Source organism: Pseudomonas saliphila (genome assembly GCF_008638345.1).
In the GTDB taxonomy this organism is placed as follows: Bacteria; Pseudomonadota; Gammaproteobacteria; order Pseudomonadales; family Pseudomonadaceae; genus Halopseudomonas; species Halopseudomonas saliphila.
The window spans coordinates 61,129-82,197 of sequence record NZ_VTVA01000014.1 but is presented as its reverse complement, the minus strand read 5'-3'; the positions used below and the strand labels follow the sequence as shown (position 1 = coordinate 82,197).

General features: G+C 59.2%; 17 protein-coding genes, 1 tRNA gene and 1 pseudogene. 8 read left to right on the top strand and 11 right to left on the bottom strand.

All coding sequences use genetic code 11. The annotated features are described in order from the left end of the window. Positions 1-9: 9 nt before the first annotated feature. From cls to FHK95_RS14755, 6 genes are all read right to left on the bottom strand, one after another. Complete coding sequence (gene cls / locus FHK95_RS14780; RefSeq protein ID WP_150305400.1) at positions 10-1,449, bottom strand: cardiolipin synthase; 1,440 nt, start codon at positions 1,447-1,449, stop codon at positions 10-12. A gap of 15 nt (positions 1,450-1,464) precedes the next feature. Next, positions 1,465-1,800, bottom strand: a complete 336-nt coding sequence (locus FHK95_RS14775; protein WP_150305399.1) for a TusE/DsrC/DsvC family sulfur relay protein — start codon at positions 1,798-1,800, stop codon at positions 1,465-1,467. Further along, positions 1,797-2,096, bottom strand: coding sequence for a sulfurtransferase complex subunit TusB (gene tusB / locus FHK95_RS14770; protein ID WP_150305398.1), 300 nt, complete (start codon positions 2,094-2,096; stop codon positions 1,797-1,799). The genes FHK95_RS14775 and tusB overlap by 4 nt, the downstream gene beginning before the upstream one ends. Continuing rightward, positions 2,096-2,449, bottom strand: a complete 354-nt coding sequence (tusC, locus tag FHK95_RS14765; RefSeq protein WP_408003626.1) for a sulfurtransferase complex subunit TusC — start codon at positions 2,447-2,449, stop codon at positions 2,096-2,098. Before tusC ends, tusB begins: the two co-directional genes overlap by 1 nt. A 2-nt stretch (positions 2,450-2,451) precedes the next feature. Next, positions 2,452-2,841 carry a sulfurtransferase complex subunit TusD gene (gene tusD / locus FHK95_RS14760; protein ID WP_150305396.1) on the bottom strand — a complete coding sequence of 130 codons (390 nt, stop codon included), beginning with the start codon at positions 2,839-2,841 and terminating at the stop codon, positions 2,452-2,454. Between the two features lie 71 nt (positions 2,842-2,912). Continuing rightward, a complete protein-coding gene (locus FHK95_RS14755) occupies positions 2,913-3,587 on the bottom strand; it encodes a Bax inhibitor-1/YccA family protein (RefSeq protein ID WP_178114808.1) in 675 nt (224 codons plus the stop codon). Between the two features lie 232 nt (positions 3,588-3,819). Between FHK95_RS14755 and FHK95_RS14750 the strand changes: the two genes are divergently transcribed. Next, a tRNA-Ser gene (locus FHK95_RS14750) sits at positions 3,820-3,910 on the top strand. Between the two features lie 144 nt (positions 3,911-4,054). Here the strand turns inward: FHK95_RS14750 and FHK95_RS14745 are convergent. Next, positions 4,055-4,711: a glutathione S-transferase gene (locus FHK95_RS14745; protein WP_150305395.1), complete on the bottom strand. Its 657-nt coding sequence runs from the start codon at positions 4,709-4,711 to the stop codon at positions 4,055-4,057. A gap of 389 nt (positions 4,712-5,100) precedes the next feature. Between FHK95_RS14745 and FHK95_RS20485 the strand changes: the two are divergent. The 7 genes and pseudogenes from FHK95_RS20485 to selB form a co-directional block, all read left to right on the top strand. Further along, a pseudogene (locus tag FHK95_RS20485) lies at positions 5,101-6,039 on the top strand (CHASE3 domain-containing protein); the annotation flags it as partial. Between the two features lie 234 nt (positions 6,040-6,273). Further along, positions 6,274-7,146 carry a methyl-accepting chemotaxis protein gene (locus FHK95_RS20480; RefSeq protein ID WP_408003628.1) on the top strand — a complete coding sequence of 291 codons (873 nt, stop codon included), beginning with the start codon at positions 6,274-6,276 and terminating at the stop codon, positions 7,144-7,146. A gap of 386 nt (positions 7,147-7,532) precedes the next feature. After that, positions 7,533-9,767, top strand: a complete 2,235-nt coding sequence (katG, locus tag FHK95_RS14735; protein WP_150305393.1) for a catalase/peroxidase HPI — start codon at positions 7,533-7,535, stop codon at positions 9,765-9,767. A gap of 338 nt (positions 9,768-10,105) precedes the next feature. Then, positions 10,106-10,705, top strand: coding sequence for an IMPACT family protein (locus tag FHK95_RS14730; protein WP_150305392.1), 600 nt, complete (start codon positions 10,106-10,108; stop codon positions 10,703-10,705). A 182-nt stretch (positions 10,706-10,887) separates the two neighbouring features. Beyond that, the gene (locus tag FHK95_RS14725) at positions 10,888-12,324 is read left to right on the top strand and encodes a thioredoxin family protein (RefSeq protein ID WP_150305391.1); all 1,437 of its coding nucleotides are present in this window, start codon (positions 10,888-10,890) and stop codon (positions 12,322-12,324) included. Then, the gene (locus tag FHK95_RS20365; protein ID WP_328592956.1) at positions 12,321-12,860 is read left to right on the top strand and encodes a UGSC family (seleno)protein; all 540 of its coding nucleotides are present in this window, start codon (positions 12,321-12,323) and stop codon (positions 12,858-12,860) included. Before FHK95_RS14725 ends, FHK95_RS20365 begins: the two co-directional genes overlap by 4 nt. Positions 12,861-12,929: 69 nt before the next feature. Continuing rightward, positions 12,930-14,831: a selenocysteine-specific translation elongation factor gene (gene selB / locus FHK95_RS14710; protein WP_150305388.1), complete on the top strand. Its 1,902-nt coding sequence runs from the start codon at positions 12,930-12,932 to the stop codon at positions 14,829-14,831. 79 nt (positions 14,832-14,910) lie between these two features. Here selB and FHK95_RS14705 read toward each other — a convergent pair whose 3' ends face one another. The 4 genes from FHK95_RS14705 to FHK95_RS14690 are packed head-to-tail and all read right to left on the bottom strand — an operon-like array spanning position 14,911 to position 20,922. Next, on the bottom strand, positions 14,911-16,083 hold the full coding sequence (locus FHK95_RS14705) for a hybrid sensor histidine kinase/response regulator (protein WP_150305387.1): 1,173 nt from the start codon (positions 16,081-16,083) through the stop codon (positions 14,911-14,913). Continuing rightward, positions 16,080-16,652, bottom strand: coding sequence for a chemotaxis protein CheB (locus FHK95_RS14700; RefSeq protein ID WP_150305386.1), 573 nt, complete (start codon positions 16,650-16,652; stop codon positions 16,080-16,082). The genes FHK95_RS14705 and FHK95_RS14700 overlap by 4 nt, the downstream gene beginning before the upstream one ends. Further along, positions 16,649-17,479, bottom strand: coding sequence for a CheR family methyltransferase (locus tag FHK95_RS14695; RefSeq protein ID WP_150305385.1), 831 nt, complete (start codon positions 17,477-17,479; stop codon positions 16,649-16,651). Before FHK95_RS14695 ends, FHK95_RS14700 begins: the two co-directional genes overlap by 4 nt. Beyond that, positions 17,479-20,922, bottom strand: coding sequence for a response regulator (locus FHK95_RS14690; RefSeq protein ID WP_150305384.1), 3,444 nt, complete (start codon positions 20,920-20,922; stop codon positions 17,479-17,481). Before FHK95_RS14690 ends, FHK95_RS14695 begins: the two co-directional genes overlap by 1 nt. Positions 20,923-21,069 lie beyond the last annotated feature (147 nt).

Sequence of the window (21,069 nt, the reverse complement as noted above, 5' to 3'; positions counted from 1 at the left end):
CGCCTGGGCTTACAACAAGGGGCTCATGAAATACATCAACCGCTCCAGCCCGCGGGCTGGCCTGCTGCGCTGCTGCCAACGGCTAAGCAGCAGTTGCTCGCTTTGCGCCTGGTAGGAGTCGAGCACAGCCCGGATACGCGCGCAGCTATCGGGGGTGGTCAGGGCGACGGTCAGCTCGAAATTCAATTGAAGACTGCGGATGTCCAGGTTAACGCTCCCTACCAGGGCGAGTTGCTCATCCATCAGCATCGCCTTGGTATGCAGCAACCCGCCATCAAACAGGAATATCTCCACGCCGGCCTGCAGCAGAATCTCGAAGTAGGAGCGGCTGGCCCAACCCACCATCAGCGAGTCGTTCTGCCGCGGCAGCAATAGTTGCACTTTAACGCCGCGATGGGCTGCTTGGCACAAGGCTTCAAGAATCGCTTCGGAGGGCACGAAATACGGCGTGCTGATGACGATGCTGTGGTTGGCGCGGTAGATACTGGTCAGCGTCGCATGCCCGATCAGATCTTCGCCGACGCCCGGGCCGGACGGTAACACCATCAGCCACTGACTGGGGTTATCCGCAATGGCGCCCATTTCTGGCAGGCGCCGCTGACCGGTCTCGACCTCCCAGTCCCAGGCGAACACCTTGGCCAGGCCCGCAGCCGCCTGACCGTCGATGCGCAGCATGATATCGATCCATGGCCCCACCTTGGCGTGGCGCTTGAAGTACGCCGGGTCGGCAATATTCATCGAGCCGGTATAGGCAATCGCATCGTCGATGACGATCAGCTTGCGGTGCATGCGCAGGTCAATCCGGTGCACCAGCGCCCGCAGCAGCCGCACCGGCAATGCGGCGACGACTTCAATGCCGGCTGCCTTCATCTGCTTGTGCCAGCGCGAACGGAAGAAAGGGCGGCTGCCGGCATGGTCGATCAGCAAGTAAACTTCGACGCCGCGGCCAGCCGCTTCGATCAGCGCCTGGGCAAACTCATCGACCCGTCCGCCGGCAAACCAGATATAGGTCTCAATGCGAATGCAGTGGCGGGCGCGGCGCACGTCGGCACATAGCCGGTCAAAGATGTCCTCGGGCGAGTCCAGCACTTCAAGGGACTGGTAGCTCTGCGCGCTGATATGAACCTGAGTGGACAGGAGCTGGTCGATTGCGAGGCTCAGTTGCCCGCCGGGCAGCGATACATCGACAGGGAAAGACGTATGCAGGCTGCGAAGATACGGCTCAACCATGGCTTCGGCCCGGCCGGCGCGCTTGCGGCCAAGGTTCAGGTCACCCACCAGCAGATAGAGGACTGCGCCCAGAATCGGGAGGATGAATATAACCAGCAGCCAGGCGAGGGTAACGCTGACGGGCTTGCGCAAGGCAATGACGCGTGCGGTCACCAGTGCGATTACCAGCCAATACAGGACGGCCATCGCGATGCCGAGCACGGTCTGAAGATTATCCATTCAGGCGGCTCCGCATCAGAGGCAATTATCCGGTTTGGGCAAACCGGCAATCTTGCTGGCGATCTTCGCCGGGCTGCCCGGGAACAGCTTCAGCAAATACAGGCTGCTGCCTTTGTCCGGGCCAAGTTGCTGACCGATGTATTTGACCAGCGGGCGCATGGCCGGCGAGAGCTGATATTGCGCATAGAAGCGGCGCAACGCGTGGATTACATCAAGATGCTCTGCGCTCAGCGCAATGCCTTCGGCCTGCGCCAACTCGAACGCGACGGGCTCTGACCAATCATCGAGATTGACCAGAAAGCCTTCCTTGTCGAGTTCAATGGCACGCCCGTCCACCGCTATGGCTGTCACCAGCTCACCACTTTTTTATGCTCGAGGCTGAGCCGCACCATGGCCGAATAGTCGATGATCTTTACCCGCTCCGGTAGGTCGTCCAATGCCAGGCCGCGTGCGAGCACATCGGCCTCTATTGCATACAAGCGCACGCTGCCGGGCAATATCTGCAGTGAGGCCAGGGTTCTGGAGTGCGGTAACAAAGCGTACACCGCATCTTCCAGCAGCAGCAGGCTCTGCTGGGCGCCAAGTGCGCGCAGACAACTGGCGAAGCGGGTTTCACTTCCGGGCGAGTGACGAAGGATATGCAGCATCAGAGCGTAACCACCTGATCGTAATGGTCGAGGAGGGCAGCGATCTCGGCGCTTTGAACCGGGCGGGCGTCGAGCAGACATTGGGCTGCGCCGAGGCCGCGCTCACTCATGGAATGCTGGCACACCATGATGTCCTCCACGCCGAACATGGGTAAGGCCTGCAGATTAGCGGCAAGCGATTTGCGGCCGATCTGCGCGGCGTCCTGGCCCTTCAATAACTGGAGCACGCCGTCATCCATGAACAACAGCCCGGTAGGGACACCGAAGGCCGCCGCAGCCAGCGCCAGATCGAGCGCCTCACGGGCAGCCTGGCGGGCAGGCGGGTGACGGCTGATAATCAACAGGCTCTTCATAGTCATGTACCGAAGGTGACGGCGCGATCGGCGGATTGCAAGGCATCGACCCATTGCCCGAGCCCCGACAGCTCCCAGGGAGCGCCGGTATTGGCGGTGGGGCGATCCCAGCGCTTGGCCTCGTCTTCATCAAGCACACCGCGGCGCAGGGCGGCGGCAATGCATACCACCCCATCGAGCTCATGCTTTTCTATGAACTGGCGCCATTCCGCGGCTATGTCGGATTCGTCCTGCGGCTGAACGCCCAGTGTGGAAGCAAGATGCACCGCGTCCCGATAGAGGAACAGGCGGCTGATCTGATGACCCTCGGCAATGACAGCCTGTGCGAAGCACAATGCGCTTCGGGCGGCCGGATCCTGCGGGCCGGCGAGCAGAGCAATAGCGAATTTCATGGACTCTCAACCGGTGAATACAAGAAGGCCCGCATTAAGCGGGCCCCGGTAGTATACCTGCAACGATCAGATCAGTCGTCGCCACCAAAGATACCGAGCAGGTGCAGCAGGCTCAGGAACAGGTTGTAGATGGATACGAACAGCGTGATCGTAGCCATGATGTAGTTGTCCTCACCACCATGGATGATCGAGCTGGTCTGATACAGGATCACGGCAGAGGAGAACAGCACGAAGCCGGCCGAAATGGCCATCTGCAGACCGCTGATCTCGATGAAGAAGCTCGCCACGACCGCACACAGCAGCACCACAAAGCCAGCCATGATGAAGCCGGACAGGAAGCTGAAATCCTTGCGGGTCAGAATCGCGTAGGCTGACAGACTGAAGAACACCAGCGCCGTCATGCCCAGCGCCATGGTCACCAGCGAGCCACCGTTAGGCAGCGACAGGTACATGTTCAGGATCGGGCCAAGCGTATAACCCAGAAAGCCGGTGAAAGCGAAGGTGCTGACCAGACCCCAGGGCGAATTGCGCAACTTGGTGGTCAGGAACAACAAGCCGTAGAAGCCGACCAGCATGATGATGATGCCAGGGTGCGGCAGGTTGAAAGTCATCGAGCCAAAGGCAACCAGGGCACTGAATGTCAGTGTCATGGCCAGCAGACTGTAGGTGTTACGGAACAGCTTGCTGACTTCCGCCTCGTTCACTCCCGAATGCTGCAGAGTACTAGTTCGTTGCTGGGTGTTCATGTTCAAGCTCCAAGGTTGCAAACAAGAGGTCCTTTAATCGGTTCGATCATACCGGTTAGTGACCTCAAATCAAGAATTCCCGCCCCTTGCTGGCATATTGCACGCCTCGCTTTTGTCACAGAGTGCGACAAGGCGACTGCACAGAGCTGTGACAACAGTTTGCGAGGAATTTGCCATAACCAGCGCTTAGACCATTGACTGAAATGAAGTTTCCGGTAGTATTGCCGGCCGTGGAGGGATGGCAGAGCGGTTGAATGCACCGGTCTTGAAAACCGGCGTAGGTTAATAGCCTACCCAGGGTTCGAATCCCTGTCCCTCCGCCACTATTTCCTTGTAAATCAATAGCTTATAGCGCTATTCGGTTTAGAGTCAACAAAATGCCCCGCAACCTGAGAAGGGTTGATTCGGGGCATTTTTGTGAGCGGGGTGTAATGCCCAGACGCTCAAACTCGCCCTCACGTGCCGCCCTACGGAAACACCACCATTTCATCGCCTTCCTGCCAGGGCTGGAACTTGATCATCACTTGCTGAAAAACCGGGTTCGCCAGCCAATCCCTCAGCCATTGCTGTAGATGTGGATAGGGCAGGTTGTAAAACACCTCCTGATCGACATGGGCGAACTGGCGAACAAACGGCATGATACCGATATCCGCGATGCTGATATTACTTCCCAGCAGATACCTGTTCTTTGCGAGTAACTGCTCCAACGCCTGCAAAAATACTTCTCCCTTTTGCCGATACTCTGACTGGGTCAACTCCGGATGGCGATCGGCGTATTTGTAGCGATCCAGCCAATGTTTGAATTCGTTATCGTTCTGGTCGATCAGGCTATTAGCGCTTACTAAGTCGACGTTCAACAGACCTTGCGGATCATTCTGTCGCAGCGCCCATTCCAGTATTTCCCTGCTTTCCTCGATTATGCGTCGCTCAGCGCTGTCGTCCTCAGCCAGTTCCAGGACAGGAACCGTGCCTTTGGGACTGATAGCCAACATCTGCGCTGGCTTGTTTTTCAGCACGATCTCCCGCAGCTCCACCTGCAGCTCTGCAAACAACAGGCCTAATCGAGCGCGCATCGCGTAAGGACAACGGCGGAAGGAGTACAAACGGGGTAGTGAACCGGACATATTTGCTTCCTGACTGAGTAGATCGCCACCGGGCATACTAGCGCCCGATTGCCTAACAGGCGATTAATTGTGGATCGCTGCTGGTTTCGCAGGCACCATGGAATGTCCGCTTCTGGGGCGAAAGTCGCCAGCAGCGGCAGGCAGCTATCGGTCGCTTGAGTTCAGTTCACGGCCAACTCCGATCAGTCCTCAAACATCAAGGCGCCGGTGCTACTGGGAGGATCGAGCTTGGAGTATCGAGCATTTCGATTAAAGTCGGCTCCCCCGTCGCCGATAAATCCTCCTAGTGCCGCGTGCTGCCGTACCAGAGATCTAAGCCGCAGATTCGTGAGCGTAATTCCCCGGCAGATGTCCGGATTTGTGTGCAATCCTGTTTCAGGTACCTAAGCATGAAATTGAATCAAATCAAACTGAGCACCAAATTGGCGCTTGGGTTTGCGATCCCGGTCGTGGCTATGGTTTTCATTGCGGTAACCATATTCACCAGCATGGTCTCGCTGTTGGAAGCCAACCGTTGGGTTGACCACACCCATAAGGTCATTGCGGAAGGCAAGTCCATACTCAGCAGCATGGTCGACATGGAAACCGGTATGCGGGGCTTCCTCATCGCCGGAGACGATGGTTTTCTGGAGCCCTACATCCAGGGGCAGACTACATACGAGAAGACGATCAATGGTCTGAAGCAAACCGTTAGCGATAACCCCATACAAGTCAAACGACTTGAGGATATCGATCTGCTGCAGAAAACCTGGCAAGTTGAAGAGGCAAAACCGCAAATTGATATGCGCAGGGAAGTCGCAAAAAATGAAGCAGCTACTAAAAGGTTCAGGGAGCTTTCATCCCGAACGGTTGGCAAGGAGATGTTTGATGGCTTTCGTGCAGACCTCTCAGAGGTCAAAGCCAGGCTGAACGCGGTAAATGACCAGGCTGCCCTTACGATTGTTCAGAATATACTTTTGGCCATGGTTAATCAGGAGACGGGCCAAAGAGGCTTTCTCCTCTCAGGGCAAGAGGCATCTCTGCAGCCTTTCAAGCTGGGTGCGGAAGCGCTTGAACGCGAAGTGGAAGGGCTTCGCGCTCATTTGGATCGAGCGCCGTACAGCACCTCATCAATCACCGAAGCACTCACAGGTGCCGTGAACAAAGCGAGAGGCTGGGCGTCCGAAGCCGCTATTCCAGAGATCGAAGCTCGCCGTGAGATGAATCAGGCCACCGCTACCATGGACGATGTCACGGCATTGATTGAAAAGGGCACGGGCAAACGCCACATGGATGCCATTCGCGCGGCAGTCGATGAGTTCATCGACGAAGAAGCCAGACTGATTGATGCTCGCCAGAAAGAAGCGTCAGACATTGCATCACGAACCATAACGATCTCCATCGGCGGTACGGTTATCGCTGCCCTTATTGTGGCAATAATCGGCTTTCTCATTACCCGGAACATCCGTCGTCAGGTGGGCGGGGAACCCTCAGATCTTGAGCGGATATCTCGGCAGATTGCCGATGGCGACTTGACGGTGGAACTCGCTGACACAGGCAGTGAAACCGGCATCTACGCCGCCATGCGAGACATGTCGGAACGTTTAAAGGCGATGCTGATGAAAATTGGTGACTCGGCCAAGTCTCAGTCTGCAGCTGCAGCAGAATTGGCAGCCATTGCTGAACAGACAAGTCAGAGCGTGCACGAGCAGCAGCAATCCACTGATCAGGTCGCCGTTGCGATCGATGAGATGCAGGCAACCGCCGCCGAAGTGGCCCAGAATACTGTGGGTGCCGCAGAATCTGCGACGCTAGCTAGTTCAATTGTGGAGTCTGCCAATAAACGAACACAGTTCGTGGCCACAGAGATGCAAATCCTGGCGAGGACCTTGGACGAAACCTCCACGGAAATTCAGGGGCTCGCATCAAGTGCAGACAGCATTTCTCAGATCCTGGACGTTATAAAAGGCATCGCTGACCAGACAAATCTGCTTGCTCTGAACGCAGCGATTGAGGCCGCTCGCGCTGGAGAACACGGTAGGGGCTTCGCTGTGGTTGCAGATGAGGTACGTTCTCTTGCACAAAATACCCAGAGTTCGACCTCCGATATAGCCGACATGATCGTGACAGTACAGGAAAAGGCTAGAGCATCCGTACAGAGCATGGCTTCGGGTCAAAAGCAGTCAGAAAAAGTTGCTGAACAGACAAAGGAAGTTGCACAGGCGTTAATTGATGTTCAGACCGCAGTCCAGAACATCACGGACATGACCACCCAGATTGCTAGCGCAGCCGAGCAACAAAGTGCCACGTCCACGGAGGTCAGCGAAAGAGCCAACGAAATTCGGAATCAATCCGAGCAGACTGGTATGGCGGCAAAACAGATTGCTCAAGCGACAGAAGAGCTTTCCGAGCTAGCCGTCAGGCTCAATGACGAAGTTTCACAGTTCAGGTTGTAACGCAATGCGAACTGGCGTCAGCCGCTGGATAGCTACCGTCTTGCCTGGTGTGACAGTCTAACTTTCAGGCGATCTGATGTTAGGAAAAAGGGGACAGATTGATCTGTCCCCTTTTCGTGAGGAAGCTATGTGACGTGCTGCGGATTTCTTGTTGAGCGAATTGCTCTATCGCCGCGATAAGAAAATTCCATATCCGAGCTGGCAACGATGTTGTCCGTGTATTGAACGCCTCTAAATCGGGGCATGGCGCCGGTGCCGCGTCGTCTTTCAGTGACGTCCCTGATGTGAACCGATATTCCTGCGACATATTCCCCCTCGGTCCCGGTGCTACGCTTATCTGAGCCGTGCCGCAGAGCACCGATTCGCATCAGCCGTGAGGACAGAACATGAGCAACGAGTCTCAAGACAACAAGGCGACGGGCGTATGCCCTTTTGGACATGGCGCGGGACAACCCCGCAAGCGCCAAACCAGCCGGGAATGGTGGCCTGAGGCGCTGAGCCTGACATCGCTCAACCAGCATTCCCCGCGCTCCAATCCCTATGGTGGTGATTTCAACTACGCCGCTGCGTTTGAATCGCTTGATCTTGATGCCGTGATTGCGGACCTGCATCAGGTGATGACCGATTCGCAGGACTGGTGGCCGGCGGACTTTGACCACTACGGTGGCCTCATGATTCGCCTGGCCTGGCACAGCGCCGGGACCTACCGCATCACCGATGGTAGGGGCGGTGCCGGTGGTGGGCAGCAACGTTTTGCGCCGCTCAACAGCTGGCCCGACAACGCCGCACTGGACAAGGCCCGCCGCCTGCTGTGGCCGGTCAAGCAGAAGTACGGTCGCAACCTGTCCTGGGCCGATCTTTACGTGCTGGCCGGCAATGTCGCCCTGGAATCCATGGGCTTCAAGACCTTCGGCTTCGCGGGTGGACGCGCTGATACCTGGGAGCCAGAGGAGCTGTATTGGGGGCCGGAAGGCACCTGGCTGGGCGACGAGCGCTACAGCGGTGAACGCCAGCTGCACCCGGGCCTGGGCGCCGTTCAGATGGGCCTGATCTATGTGAACCCTGAGGGCCCGAACGGTAAGCCGGACCCGAAGGCAGCGGCCACAGACATTCGTGAAACTTTCGCCCGCATGGCGATGAACGATTACGAAACCGTCGCGCTGATCGCTGGCGGTCATACCTTCGGCAAGACCCACGGCGCGGGCGATCCGTCCCTCATGGGCCCGGAACCCGAAGGCGCGGTCATCGAAGATCAGGGCCTGGGCTGGCGCAGCCGCTTCAAGACAGGGGTAGGCGCCGACGCCATCACCTCGGGGCTGGAAGTCATCTGGAGCCAGACGCCGACGCGCTGGTCTAACCACTTCTTCGAAAACCTGTTCAACTTCGAGTGGGAGCTGACCAAAAGCCCGGCTGGGGCCTTCCAGTGGGAAGCCAAGGATGCCGCGGAGGTCATCCCTGACCCATTCGACCCGAGCAAGAAACGCAAGCCGACCATGCTCACGACCGACCTGTCGCTGCGCTTCGATCCGGAGTACGAGAAGATCTCGCGGCGCTTCCTGGAAAACCCGGACGAGTTCGCCGATGCGTTCGCCCGTGCCTGGTACAAGCTTACCCACCGGGACATGGGCCCCTCCGGCCGTTACCTCGGCCCGTTGGTGCCAAAGGAGCAACTGATCTGGCAGGACCCGATACCCGAGCTCGACCATCCTGTAATTGACGACGCAGACATCGCCTCGCTCAAGCAGAAGCTGCTGGGCATGGGCTTCTCCGTCTCCGATCTGGTATCGGTGGCCTGGGCCTCCGCCGCGACCTACCGCGGATCAGACAAGCGCGGCGGCGCCAATGGTGCTCGTATCCGCTTCGCTCCGCAGAAGGACTGGGAGATCAACAACCCGCCCCTGCTGGCCAGGGTGCTGGACAAGCTCAGCGAGATTCAGAACGACTTCAATGGCTCGGCCACTGGCGGCAAGAAGGTGTCCATGGCTGACCTGATTGTGCTCGCCGGCTGCGCGGGGATCGAGCAGGCGGCAAAGAATGGCGGGGCAGAGGTGACCGTGCCCTTTACACCGGGGCGGATGGACGCGCTGGAAGAGTGGACCGATGTGCAGTCCTTCGAAGCGCTCCGCCCAGCGGCGGATGGCTTTCGCAACTACTACCACAACTCCAACTTCATGGCGCCCGAGGAAGCGCTGGTCGACAAGGCCCACCTGCTGCGCTTGAGCGCGCCGGAAATGACCGTGCTGGTCGGCGGCATGCGGGTGCTCGGCACCAATGCAAACGGTGGCAAGGAAGGCGTGTTCACCGACCGCGTCGGCACCCTGTCCAATGACTTCTTCGTCAACCTGCTGGACATGAAGAACGAGTGGGTCGCCACCGAGGATAAAAATCGCTTCCAGGGCCAGGACCGCAAGACCCACCAGCCCACCTGGCAGGCGACACGCGTTGACCTGATCTTCGGCTCGCAGTCGGAGCTGCGCGCACAGGCCGAGGTGTACGGCATGTCCGATGGCAATGAAAAGTTCGTGCACGACTTCGTCAAGGCCTGGGACAAGGTGATGAACGCGGACCGGCTGGACATCGGTAACCCGGCTGATAACTTCAGCCAGAAGCTGTCAGCCTGATGTAAGGAGCGCGGCGGTCCTGACGGGCCGCCGCGCAACCCTAAAAACGCTGGGTGTCGAGAAAATGAAATCAGATTTTCCGCTCGGTTCTGTTCTCAGGACAAAAGGGAACAGATTTATTTATCTCGTAGCGACTGTGCGCTTCTGGCCGAACGCGGACTTACGTCTGCGTCTACTATCGGCCGAAGCGGTCGTTCGATCCGGAAAATAAGCCTGACCGTTTTTTCCTGCGCACCGGTTTGTAATCGGTGGCATGGTTCCGTATGCAAGCTGTGGGCTCTGTGAGAGCTTCGCGCCACATACTGTATGCACAGCTGACGCCGGGTTATGCTGGCGCCATGTACAGTCTTGCTTACCCCGTTACCAGTATTCTGGAAATCCGGAAAAGTCGCTTTCTCGCCTTCGTCGAACCCGTCGCCGATCGCGCCGCGGCGCAGGCTCGGGTGAACGAGCTGCGCATGCTGCATCCCGGCTGCGCTCATGTGTGCTGGGCACTGTTGGCTGGCGGGCATAGCGCGGCAGTGGACGATGGTGAGCCCTCGGGGACAGCGGGCCGCCCGATGCTCGAAGTATTGCGTCACCAGGAGCTAGACGGCGTGCTGGCCGCAGTGGTGCGCTATTTCGGTGGGATCAAGCTGGGCGCCGGAGGACTGGTGCGTGCCTACACCGATGCCGTCGCCCAAGCGCTGTTGCAGGCTGAAAAAGTCGAGCACATCCCCAGCCAGACGCTGTACTGCGAGCTGGCCTATGCCCACGAAGGAATGGCGCGCAACCTCATTACGGAGCTCGGCGGCGAGCTGCTTGCAGTCAGCCATGGACAAGCAGTGCGGTTGCAAGTGCGCCTGCCCACCACCGCAGCCGGGGCGCTGCGGGAGCAGCTCTTGTCGATCACCCGGGGCGAGCTCAAGTGGGAGACTGGCGTTCCCCCAACCTGCTGATCCACAGGGCAACAACGATCAGGCTGTCGCCTAGCGTGTGAGCAAAACCGGGCCCACCCTTGCAGCACTGATACCTGCCCAATCACCCAACGCATGATCACGCTCGCTCGCTTGGCAGCACATGCCTGGCTGCCTATGCTGTCTTTCTACCGAGACACGTACGAGCAGCCAATAGGCCTGACATGACTTTATCTCTACCCGATGGGCTGATCGTAGTTGCCAAAGCCGATTGCCCGACCTGCCGCCTGATTGAGCCTTTGCTGGCAGAGCTGGACCAGGCCGGGCCGCTGACGGTGCTGGTGCAGGATTCCGAAGACTACGCCGCTGCCTTGCCTGGCACCCGGTATGACCGGACGCTGGAGCAATCCTTTCGGTTGGGCATCGAGTTTGTGCCGACGCTGATTCGGGTGGAGCGGGGCGTGGAGGTCGAGCGTACCTACGGCTGGCATAAAGAGGATTGGCGCGCGCTGTCCGGCCTTGGCGCTCTGGGCGAAGACTTACCCGTCATGCGACCCGGTTGCGGTTCCAAAACCCTGGATCCGGGCATTGCCGAGGAGCTGGAACTGGCCTTTGGTAATGTGCAGCTGCAGTCGCGGGAAATTGATATAAGCAGTGCGGATGATGCCATCGAGGCCTGCTATGAGCGTGGCTGGAGTGATGGTCTGCCGGTCGTACCGCCAACCCCGGTGCGCGTGCTGCGCATGCTCAAGGGCACCGAGCGCGCCGGGGATGAAGTGCTGGGCTTGATGCCGCCTGATCTGGTGCCCTGCACCGTGGAAAAAGTAGCGATCAATGCCGTGATGGCGGGCTGCAAGCCGGAATATATGCCGGTGCTTCTCGCCGCCGTCGAGGCAGCCTTGACCGATGAGTTCGGTTTGCACGGGCTGACCTGTACCACCATGTTTGGCAGCCCGATGATTGTGGTCAACGGCCCCATTGCCAAGGCTATCGGCATGAACTCCGGCGTCAATGCGTTAGGGCAGGGCAACCGCGCCAATGCCACCATTGGCCGCGCGCTGCAATTGATCGTGCGCAATGTGGGTGGCGGCCGGCCGGGTGAGATTGATCGCTCGACCATGGGCAATCCTGGCAAATACAGCTTCTGTTTTGCCGAAGCCGAAGACAGCGACTGGTTGTCTCTGGCACAGGAGCGCGGCGTTCCGGCTGGCCGCTCTGCTGTCACGCTGTTTCCAGGGGAGGGCGTGCAGGGCATTGTCGATCAGAAGTCCCGCGATCCCGAATCGCTGGCGCGCTCTTTCGCGCTGTCGCTGCGCACGGTCGATCACGCCAAGTTGGCCATGGCCGGCGATGCGGTGCTGGCGGTATCACCCGAGCATGCGCGCGTGTTCATCGAGGCTGGCTGGTCCAAGCAGCGTCTGCGTGAAGAACTGGAACAACTGCTGCTGGCGCCGGGCGCCGATCTGGTGGCCGGCGCCGGCGGGATTGCCGAAGGCATTCCAGATCGTTTTAAAGATAAACAGGTACCCAAGTTCCGCCCTGGCGGCCTGTTGATTGTGCGGGTTGGCGGCACCGCCGGCCTGTTTTCTGCCATTATCGCCGGCTGGGCCGCATCCGGCCCGGTGGGCTCATCACCGGTAACCTGCGAGGTGACATCATGAACGAAAGCATATTGCTCGACCCCACGGCCGAGCGCGCGCCAGCCGAGCGAGCGCGTCTGGCGCGGCCAGACAGCCTGAACGGCAAGGTCGTTGGCCTGCTGGATATCTCCAAGCCGCGTGGCAACGTGTTCCTCGATCGGATTGAGGAGCAACTGAGTGGAATGGGCATCGAGGTCAAGCGTTACGCCAAGCCGACCTTTACCCGTGTTGCGCCGACCGAACTCAAACAACAGATTGCCGCTGAAGTGGATCTGCTGGTGGAAGGTCTGGCCGACTGAGGATCGTGCACGTCGTGCTGTATGCATGACATCGCCGATCTGGAGTCACGTCAGATCCCAGGAGTAGGGGTCGCCTCCAGTGAATTTGTTGAAGCAGCGGCAATGCAGTCCAGAGCGCTGGGGTTCGATCCGGCCATGGTCTTTGTGCCGCATCCGATTCAGGACCGCACCGACGCCGAAATGCGCACATTGGCCGATGACGCGTTGGGCGACATCCTGCGGCTATTGCGTGCCGAAGGAGCGGCTGGCGAACCTTGAAGGTTCAGCGCGCTATGTACTGATTGGAGCACTGAACGGTTCCTTCCCGGCCCAGCGGCAGGCGCGCCAGTGATTATTGCCACAGCCGGGCACGTGGACCACGGCAAGACCGCCTTGATCAAGGCACTGACCGGCAAGGACACCGACCAGCTGCCCGATGAGCAGCGCCGTGGCCTGACCATCGATCTCGGCTTTGCCTGGCTGGATGACCCGCAACTGGGGCCGCTTGCCTTTGTCGATGTGCCCGGGCATGCACGCTTTATTCGCACCATGCTGGCTGGCTTGGCCGGGGCTGACGCGGCCCTGCTGGTGGTGGCGGCTGACGATGGGCCGATGCCGCAAACCCGTGAACATCTGGCACTGCTGAACCTGCTGGGCATTGCCCATGGGCGAGTGGTGATAAGCAAAATCGACCGCGCCAGTACTGACCAGCTGGAAGCCACGCGGCAGGCCGTCGCCGAACTGGTTCAGGGCACTGCATTCGCCGGGCACCCGACGCTAGAGGTTTCCACTCTGACCGGAGAGGGCATGGACGCCCTCCGTCAGGCCATTCAGCAATTCGCACATAACGCTGATCCAAACGATGCTTCAGGGCCACCGCGCTTTCTGGTCGACCGCCGTTTCAGCGTTACTGGCAGTGGCTGCGTGGTCACCGGGACCTTGCTTAAGGGCGGGATGCGTACGGGAGATCAGCTGTGTCTGACGCCGGACGCGCGCAAGGTGCGGATTCGCGGCATGCAGCAGGCTGGCCAGCCAGTAAACCGCCTGCAGGCAGGTCAAAGAGCCGCACTGAACCTTGCGGGTGAGCTGGACGCCGAGCACCCCCAGCGCGGTGACTGGCTACTCGATCCCGCCATGCACCAACTGACCGATCGACTGGATATCTCCCTAGGCCTTTTAGGCGGTATGCGCCTGCACCGCGGCACCTTGCAGATTCTGACCGGCGCCACGGCCACCAGCGGGCGCGTGGTCTGGCTGGATGAAACGGCAGAGCTCGCCCAGGTATTGCTCGACCAACCCGTACATGTCGTGGTGGGAGATTGTGTGATCGTACGCGAGCCGGCTGCGAACCAGACGCTCGGCGGCGGCATAGTGATTGACCCGCTGGGCCGCCAACGCGGGCGCAGTAAGCCGGACAATCTTGCCCGCTTAGCCGCCCTGCATGGTGTCACGTCGCCGATAGAGGCGCTGGCAATAGAACTTGAACATCAGAGCGAAGTGGCGATATCCGCCTTTGCTCTGCGCTGGCAATTGACCGACACAGCGCTGGCGACCGTCCTGAACCCTTCTCCGGTGGTGCGTCTCGGGGATCAGGCACTGCATCCGCAGCGGGTTGCGCAGGCCGAACGGGCGATAGTCACTGCGTTGCAGCAATGCCATGCCGAACAGCCGGAGCAACGCGGGCTGACGCAGCAAGTACTCCTGAATCGCGCTGCACTGGGGCTGTCGCCACCCACTAGCGGCTTGCTACTCAAGCGTCTGGTGGATACACAGCAGTTGCGCCAGGACGGCGGCATCTTCGCCTTGCCGGATCACCAGCCGCAGCTTGCCGACGCCGATGTGGCTCTCTGGGAACAGGTCGCCGCTGTACTGAGCCAGGCAGATTTACGGCCACCTATCGTTGGTGAATTGGCAGAGCGGCTCGGTACCAGCCGCGACGACATGCTCATGTTCATGCGCCGCATGCAAGCCTGGGGATATCTGCTGGGCGTGGCGCCCAACCGCTTTTATCTGCCACAGCAACTGGATCAGCTGGCCGCTGTGGCCGTTGCACTCTGTAGCGAATCCGAGGATGGCGGCTTTATTGCGGCCGAGTACCGCAACAGGTCAGGCATCGGCCGCAACCTGACCATACAGGTACTGGAGTACCTCGACCGTGCCGGCGTCACCTGGTATCGCCGGCAACGACGCTACCTGCAATCGGCCTGGCAACGTCAGCACGCAGAGGAAGCACCGAAGACCAGCGCCTGAAAGCAACAACCCGTTAGGGAAGAACATCGGCCCCGGGTGGGGCGTCCGGACTTCAACTCCGGTGAACATGCGCAACGTCTCAACCATGCACAGCGCCGGGCTTGATAGGCGCGGCGCTTCGAGTGACGACCTTGGGCAGTTCAAGCGTGAAGGCACTGCCTTGGTTCGGTCCTTCACTCGTAACGCTTATGGTCCCGCCGTGCAGTTCAACCAGCTGCTTGACCAGGGCCAGGCCAATCCCGAGTCCGCCATGCGCATGCCGCAGATGGTCTTCGACCTGCTCGAACATGCGGAAGATCGCCGCTGACGCATCCAGCGTCAGGCCCAATCCATTATCAGTAACAGTAATGCGAGATGTGGTCGGCGTACTGTCGAGCGTGACGTCGATCCGTCCGGCCCGGGGAGTGTATTTCGCCGCATTATTGAGCAGGTTGGCGATGCATTGGGTAATGCGAACCTGATCGGCCAGCAGCTCGACCGGGTGGTCGGGCACATTCACGCTAAGAGTATGGTCCTGCGCCTCGATCCCCGGCTTAGCCATATCGACGGCCGCCCACACGGCCTCTCTCAAGTCACACACGGCTGCGCGAAGTTCGATTTTGCCCTGCGTCACGCGCGACGCGTCCAGAAGATCGTCGACCAGGCGAACCAGATGCGACATCTGCGCTTTCATCAGAGCCCTTACTCTTCCAGCCTGCGGCTCATCCGGTTTGCGCACGAGCAGTTCAAGCCCGCTGTTAAGTGCAGCCAGAGGATTGCGTAGTTCGTGCGCCAGCACCGCAAGAAACTCATCCTTACGTTTGTCCGAACGTAGCAGAGCCTCAGCCTGTGTCTGCACCAGATCGCGTTGCTCGGCAATCAACTGCCGCTGGAGGAACAGCTCGAAAAAGACATCGGTCTTGCTGCGCAGAATGTCGGGCTCGATCGGTTTCTGAATGAAGTCGACTGCGCCGGCTTCGTAACCCTGAAAGCGGCGTTCGGCGCTATGCGTGCCTGCCGTGACGAAGATGATCGGGATCCGCCGTGTGCGCTCATTGCCACGCATCAGCTCGGCCAGCTCGAAACCGTTGAGCCCCGGCATTTGCACATCGATCAGTGCCAGTGCCACGTCATGGTCCAACAGCAACTCCAGCGCCTCGTCACCGGACGTTGCCATGAGCAGCATCAGCCCATCACGACGAAGAAGCGCCTCCAGAGAAAGCAGGTTCTCTGGCAGATCATCGACCAGGAGAAATTTGACGGGTGTCTTCATCCGGAGATACTCGACAAGTAAGTGGAAATATCATTGAGCGACATGACCTGCGCCTGTGGGCAGGCGGCGATGGCAGCTTCGGGCATGGCGCTGGCATAGGCGCCCACGGGGCTCTGCACGATCGCCATGCCGCCCGCTGCGGAAATAGCCTGCAGCCCCCGGGCGCCATCCTGATTGGCGCCTGTCAGAATGATGCCGATCAACTGCTCCCCCCACACATCGGCCGCGCTTTCCAGCGTTACATCAATTGATGGGCGCGAGAACAGCACCGCTTCCTCATTCGAGAGCGCTATGGTCTGTTTGTCTTCGAGCAGCATGTGGTAGTCCGGCGGGGCGAAGTATATGACGCCAGGAACGATGGGTTCCTTGTCTTCCGCCTCGATCGCGTGCAGCTTGCATTTGGGGTCAAAGATATCAGCGAGCACGCTGGGCTGGTCCGAAGGGACGTGCACGACCACAAAGATCGGCAGGGGGAATGTGGCAGGGAGCGGAGGCAGGAGGACGGACAGCGCTTCGAGTGCGCCTGCTGATGCACCAATGATTACCGCTCCCCTCGACACTCCGGTCATGAATCATTCCTCTGATAAATTTTCTCGGTACGCACGAAGTCGCGGAAGGCATGGGCGTGCGTCGAAAACCTGAGATTTTCCTTGGAACCGAGGCCGAGAAACCCCTGTCGCGACAACGATTCCTTGAACAGGCCCACTGCGCGATCCTGCAGATTGCGGTCGAAATAGATCATCACATTGCGGCACGATATCAGATGCATCTCACCGAAGACCTGATCGGTCACCAGGCTGTGATCGGAAAAAACCACGTTCCGACGCAGGCTCTTATCCAGAATGCAGCGGTTGTATTGGCTGTGATAATAATCGGATAGCGACGTCTTACCGCCGGCCTGGCGATAGTTTTCCGAAAACTGCCGCACGCGTTCTGCATCGTAGATACCGGTTTCGGCCTGATGCAATGCCTCCGGGTTGATATCAGTGGCGTAGAACAGCGTACGCTCTTCGAGACCTTCTTCGCGGAAGAGGATAACCAGCGAATACAGCTCCTCGCCGGTACTGCAGCCTGCAACCCAGACCTTAAGGGAAGGGTAGGTGCGCAGGTGCGGAATCACCGCCTGCCGAATCGCCTGAAAGTAGCTCGGATCCCGGAACATTTCACTGACCTGGACCGTCAGGTAGCGAAGCATTTGCGGCAACATGTCCGGATCATGCAGCACCCGCTCCTGCATGGCTGAAATGGTGGCAAAACCCAGATTGTCTTTCGCTTGCCGTAAGCGTCGTCTGATCGACGCCATCGCGTAATGGCGAAAATCGTAGTGGTACCGGTGGTACAGCGCTTCGAGCAGCAGGCGGATCTCGATGTCTTCGATCTTTTCGAACGTTTCCATTATTGCGGCATCCACACCCGGACCAGCGACAGCAACTTCTCTACGTCCAGCGGTTTGGCCATGTAATCGTTGGCTCCCGCTTCGATGCAGCGCTGTTGATCGTCCGGCATGGCCTTCGCGGTCAGCGCGATGACAGGCAGTTTCTTCCAGTTCGGATTCTTGCGGATATGGCGAGTCGCGGTCAGGCCGTCCATGACTGGCATCATGATGTCCATCAGCACCAGATCGATGTGACGCTCCGGCTGGCTGAGTGACTGATCCAGTTTCTGCAGCGCCTCTTCGCCATTACGCGCGATCTCGATCAATGCCCCGCGGGGTTCGAGGATGTTGGTCAGCGCGTAGACGTTGCGCACATCGTCTTCCACGATCAGGATGCGCTTGCCTTCCAGCAGCGCATCACGGTTGCGAGCCTTGCGAATCATTCTCTGTTGTTCGTCCGGCAGTTCCGAGACCACCTGATGCAGGAATAGCGATACCTCGTCCAAAAGCCGCTCTGGCGATTTCGCACCCTTGATGATGATCGACTTGGAATAGCTGCGCAGCGTCTGTTCTTCCTCGCGAGTGAGTACGCGCCCGGTGTAAACGATGACCGGCGGGAAGGAGTGTGCGGCGTCCTGGCTTATGGTCTCCAGCAGGTCGAACCCGGAGGCGTCCGGTAGCGACAGGTCGAGCACCATGCAGTCGAACGTCTGCTCTTTGAGCAGCGCCAGGCACTCGGCAGCGGTGCCAGCGCCGACCGTTTCGACGTCGTGCGAGCTGATCAGCTCGCTTACTGCTTCACGCTGCACCTGATTATCCTCGACGATCAGCACGCGCCGCAGGTTCTGCGAAATCTTCGCTTCGAGCGCTTGCAGCATTCCAACCAGTTGCTCGCGTTGTACCGGCTTGAGCGCATAGCCGATAGCGCCCAGGGACAGAGCGCGTTCCGAATAGTCGTCGGCCGAGATGATATGCACCGGAATGTGGCGGGTACGTACGTCGCGCTTGAGCCGATCGAGGACGGACAGACCAGACTGATCGGGCAATCCCACGTCCAGTACGATAGCGCTTGGCAGAAACTGGCGCGCAAGCTCCAGCGCTTCGTGCGCCGTTTCGGCAACCAGTGCCAGGAAGTTCGACTCGCGCGCCAGGTCGCGCAGGATCAGTGCGAAGGTTCGGTCATCCTCGATGATCAAAAGCCTGCGGGCTGCTTCATCACCCTTCATGCGATCATCTTCGACCACACCTGTGCTCTGCAGCTGCGGCCGCGACGGCAGTGTGGCAGGCCGCATCGCAAAGCCGGGTTCAACCTGCGAGGTCTGAGCTTCTGGCGCCCGCATGCTGACGGCAGCGCCGTGGTACCGCTGCGGTATGACCACGGTGAAGGTGCTGCCCGATCCTGGGCGACTTTTCAGTTGAAGGGTGCCGCCCAGCAGCCTGACGACTTCGCGGGAAATTGACAGACCCAGGCCGGTGCCACCAAACCTGCGACTGATGGTGCTGTCAGCCTGATGAAAGGCCTCGAAGATACGCGCCTGCTGATCGGGTGCAATGCCGATGCCGGTGTCGGTTACCGAAATGGCGATCTGATCGTCGCTCAGCGCGCGCAGGGTCAAGGTTACGCTGCCTTTGTTGGTGAACTTGATCGCATTGGCGATCAGATTCTTGAGCACCTGTTCCAGTCGCTGCGGGTCGGTTTCGATGGCGGGCGGGGCATCGGGTGAGAGCTCCACTGAAAATGCGAGCCCCTTGTCGTTGGCTAGCGGATCGAAAAGATGGTGAAGGGAATTGAGCATGCGCTCGATCGATACCGGCTCGGGCCGAACATCCACATGGCCTGCCTCGATTTTCGACAGATCCAGAATGTCGTTGATGATGTTTAGCAGGTCGTTGCCCGAGGATTGAATGGTCTGGGCGTATTTCACCTGATCGGGCGTGAGGTTTTCTTCTGCATTGTCGGCAAGCAACTTGGCAAGAATCAGCGAAGAGTTGAGCGGCGTGCGCAGTTCATGGGACATATTGGCCAGAAAATCGGACTTGTAGCGGCTTGCCTGTTCGACCTCCTGCGCCTTCAGCTGAATCGCCACGTTGGCTTTTTCCAGCTCATCGCGCTGGCCTTCCAGCTCCTGCGTCTGTTCTTCCAGCTGCGCGTTGGTCTGTTCCAGCTCGACCTGCTGTTGCTCCAGCCGCGCCTGGGACTCCTTCAAAGCCCGGCCTTGCTCTTCCATCTCCTCGTTGGACACCCGCAGTTCTTCGCTTTGAACCTGCATCTCTTCAGCCTGGCGCTGCGTTTCGGCAAGCAGTGACTGGAGTCGGGCGCGGAATTCGGCTGATCTGATCGCCGCGGCGATGGTCCCGGATGATTCCTCCAGCAGAGAGAGCACATTATCGCCTACCGGATTAAGGAACCCGAGCTCGAACAGCGCTTTGATTTCGCCATCCACCGTCGCGGGACCCAACGCGAGGAAGCGCGGGGTCTGCTGGCCCAGACTGGAACCGAAACTGATGTAACCTTCAGGGAGTTCGCCGACGGTAATGGGTCGCTGGTCTTCCAGTACATGGGCAAACAGACTGTCATTGCCCTCGAAATGCGCTGGAAGAGTGCCGTTTTCGGGCACGCCGTAACGGGCCAGCAGCGAGTACCGGCCGTTGTCCAGTGAATAAATGGCACCCGCCACGGCACCGAGATGATTGGTAAGAAAACGAAGGATGTTCTGGCCCAACTCCTTTGTTGACTGCTCGCCCATCACCACCGACGCAAGACCCACCTGGGCGTTCTGCAGCCACTGCTCCCGACGACGCGCCAAAGTGGCTCTGCGTATCAGGACAGCGAGGACGAGCGTCAGGATTATGCCGAGCGAGCCGGACAGCGCGCTGGTAATGAACGTGACCGTATAGGCCTTGTTCATCGCGTCCACCCGCTGTGCTCGCAATGCGCGTTCCTCTTCGCCCAGCTCGGAAATTGCCTGGCGGATCGCCTCCATTTCTGCCTTGCCGCGCTCCAGATTCGCGCCGGCAATCGCTGCCTCCTGGCCTTCGCGCCGATAGATGCCCAATATGAGTTCCAGCTCCTGGAACCGGGTGGTGATGTACCCCTGCAGTTCGTCAAAACGCCAGCGCTGCGCGTCGTTCTGCGCGATCAGGTCCTCGACCGCCTGCATCCGGGCTTTTAGCTGAGAAACGGATCGGTTATAGGGCTCGAGGTAACGCGCATCACCGGTGAGCAGGAATCCCCGCTGGCCCGTTTCGGCATCTTGGACATCCGCCAATAAACGATCAATGGCGACAATGACCTTATGTGTCTGCAACACCTTCTCGTTGCTCGATTCGAGAAGGTGCGTGGTGTAGATCGCAACTGCTGTGCTCAAAACGAAGAATACAAAGGCGGCCGCCAGACTGGCAGCAACTTTCGGGTCGAGGCCAAGTGTGCCCTTGGTACTCGCACCCGCGTTTTTTCTATGCATTTGATGTACGCAAACTCAAGGCAACGCAATGTTCCGGACAAGCCCGGGCAGAGGAAAAATGATTGCCCGGACGGCGCCGCATAATGCGCTGTCGATTAAAGTTGGCTGGAACCCCCTAACTGAACGACCCAGCATGGGTTGGCGCGG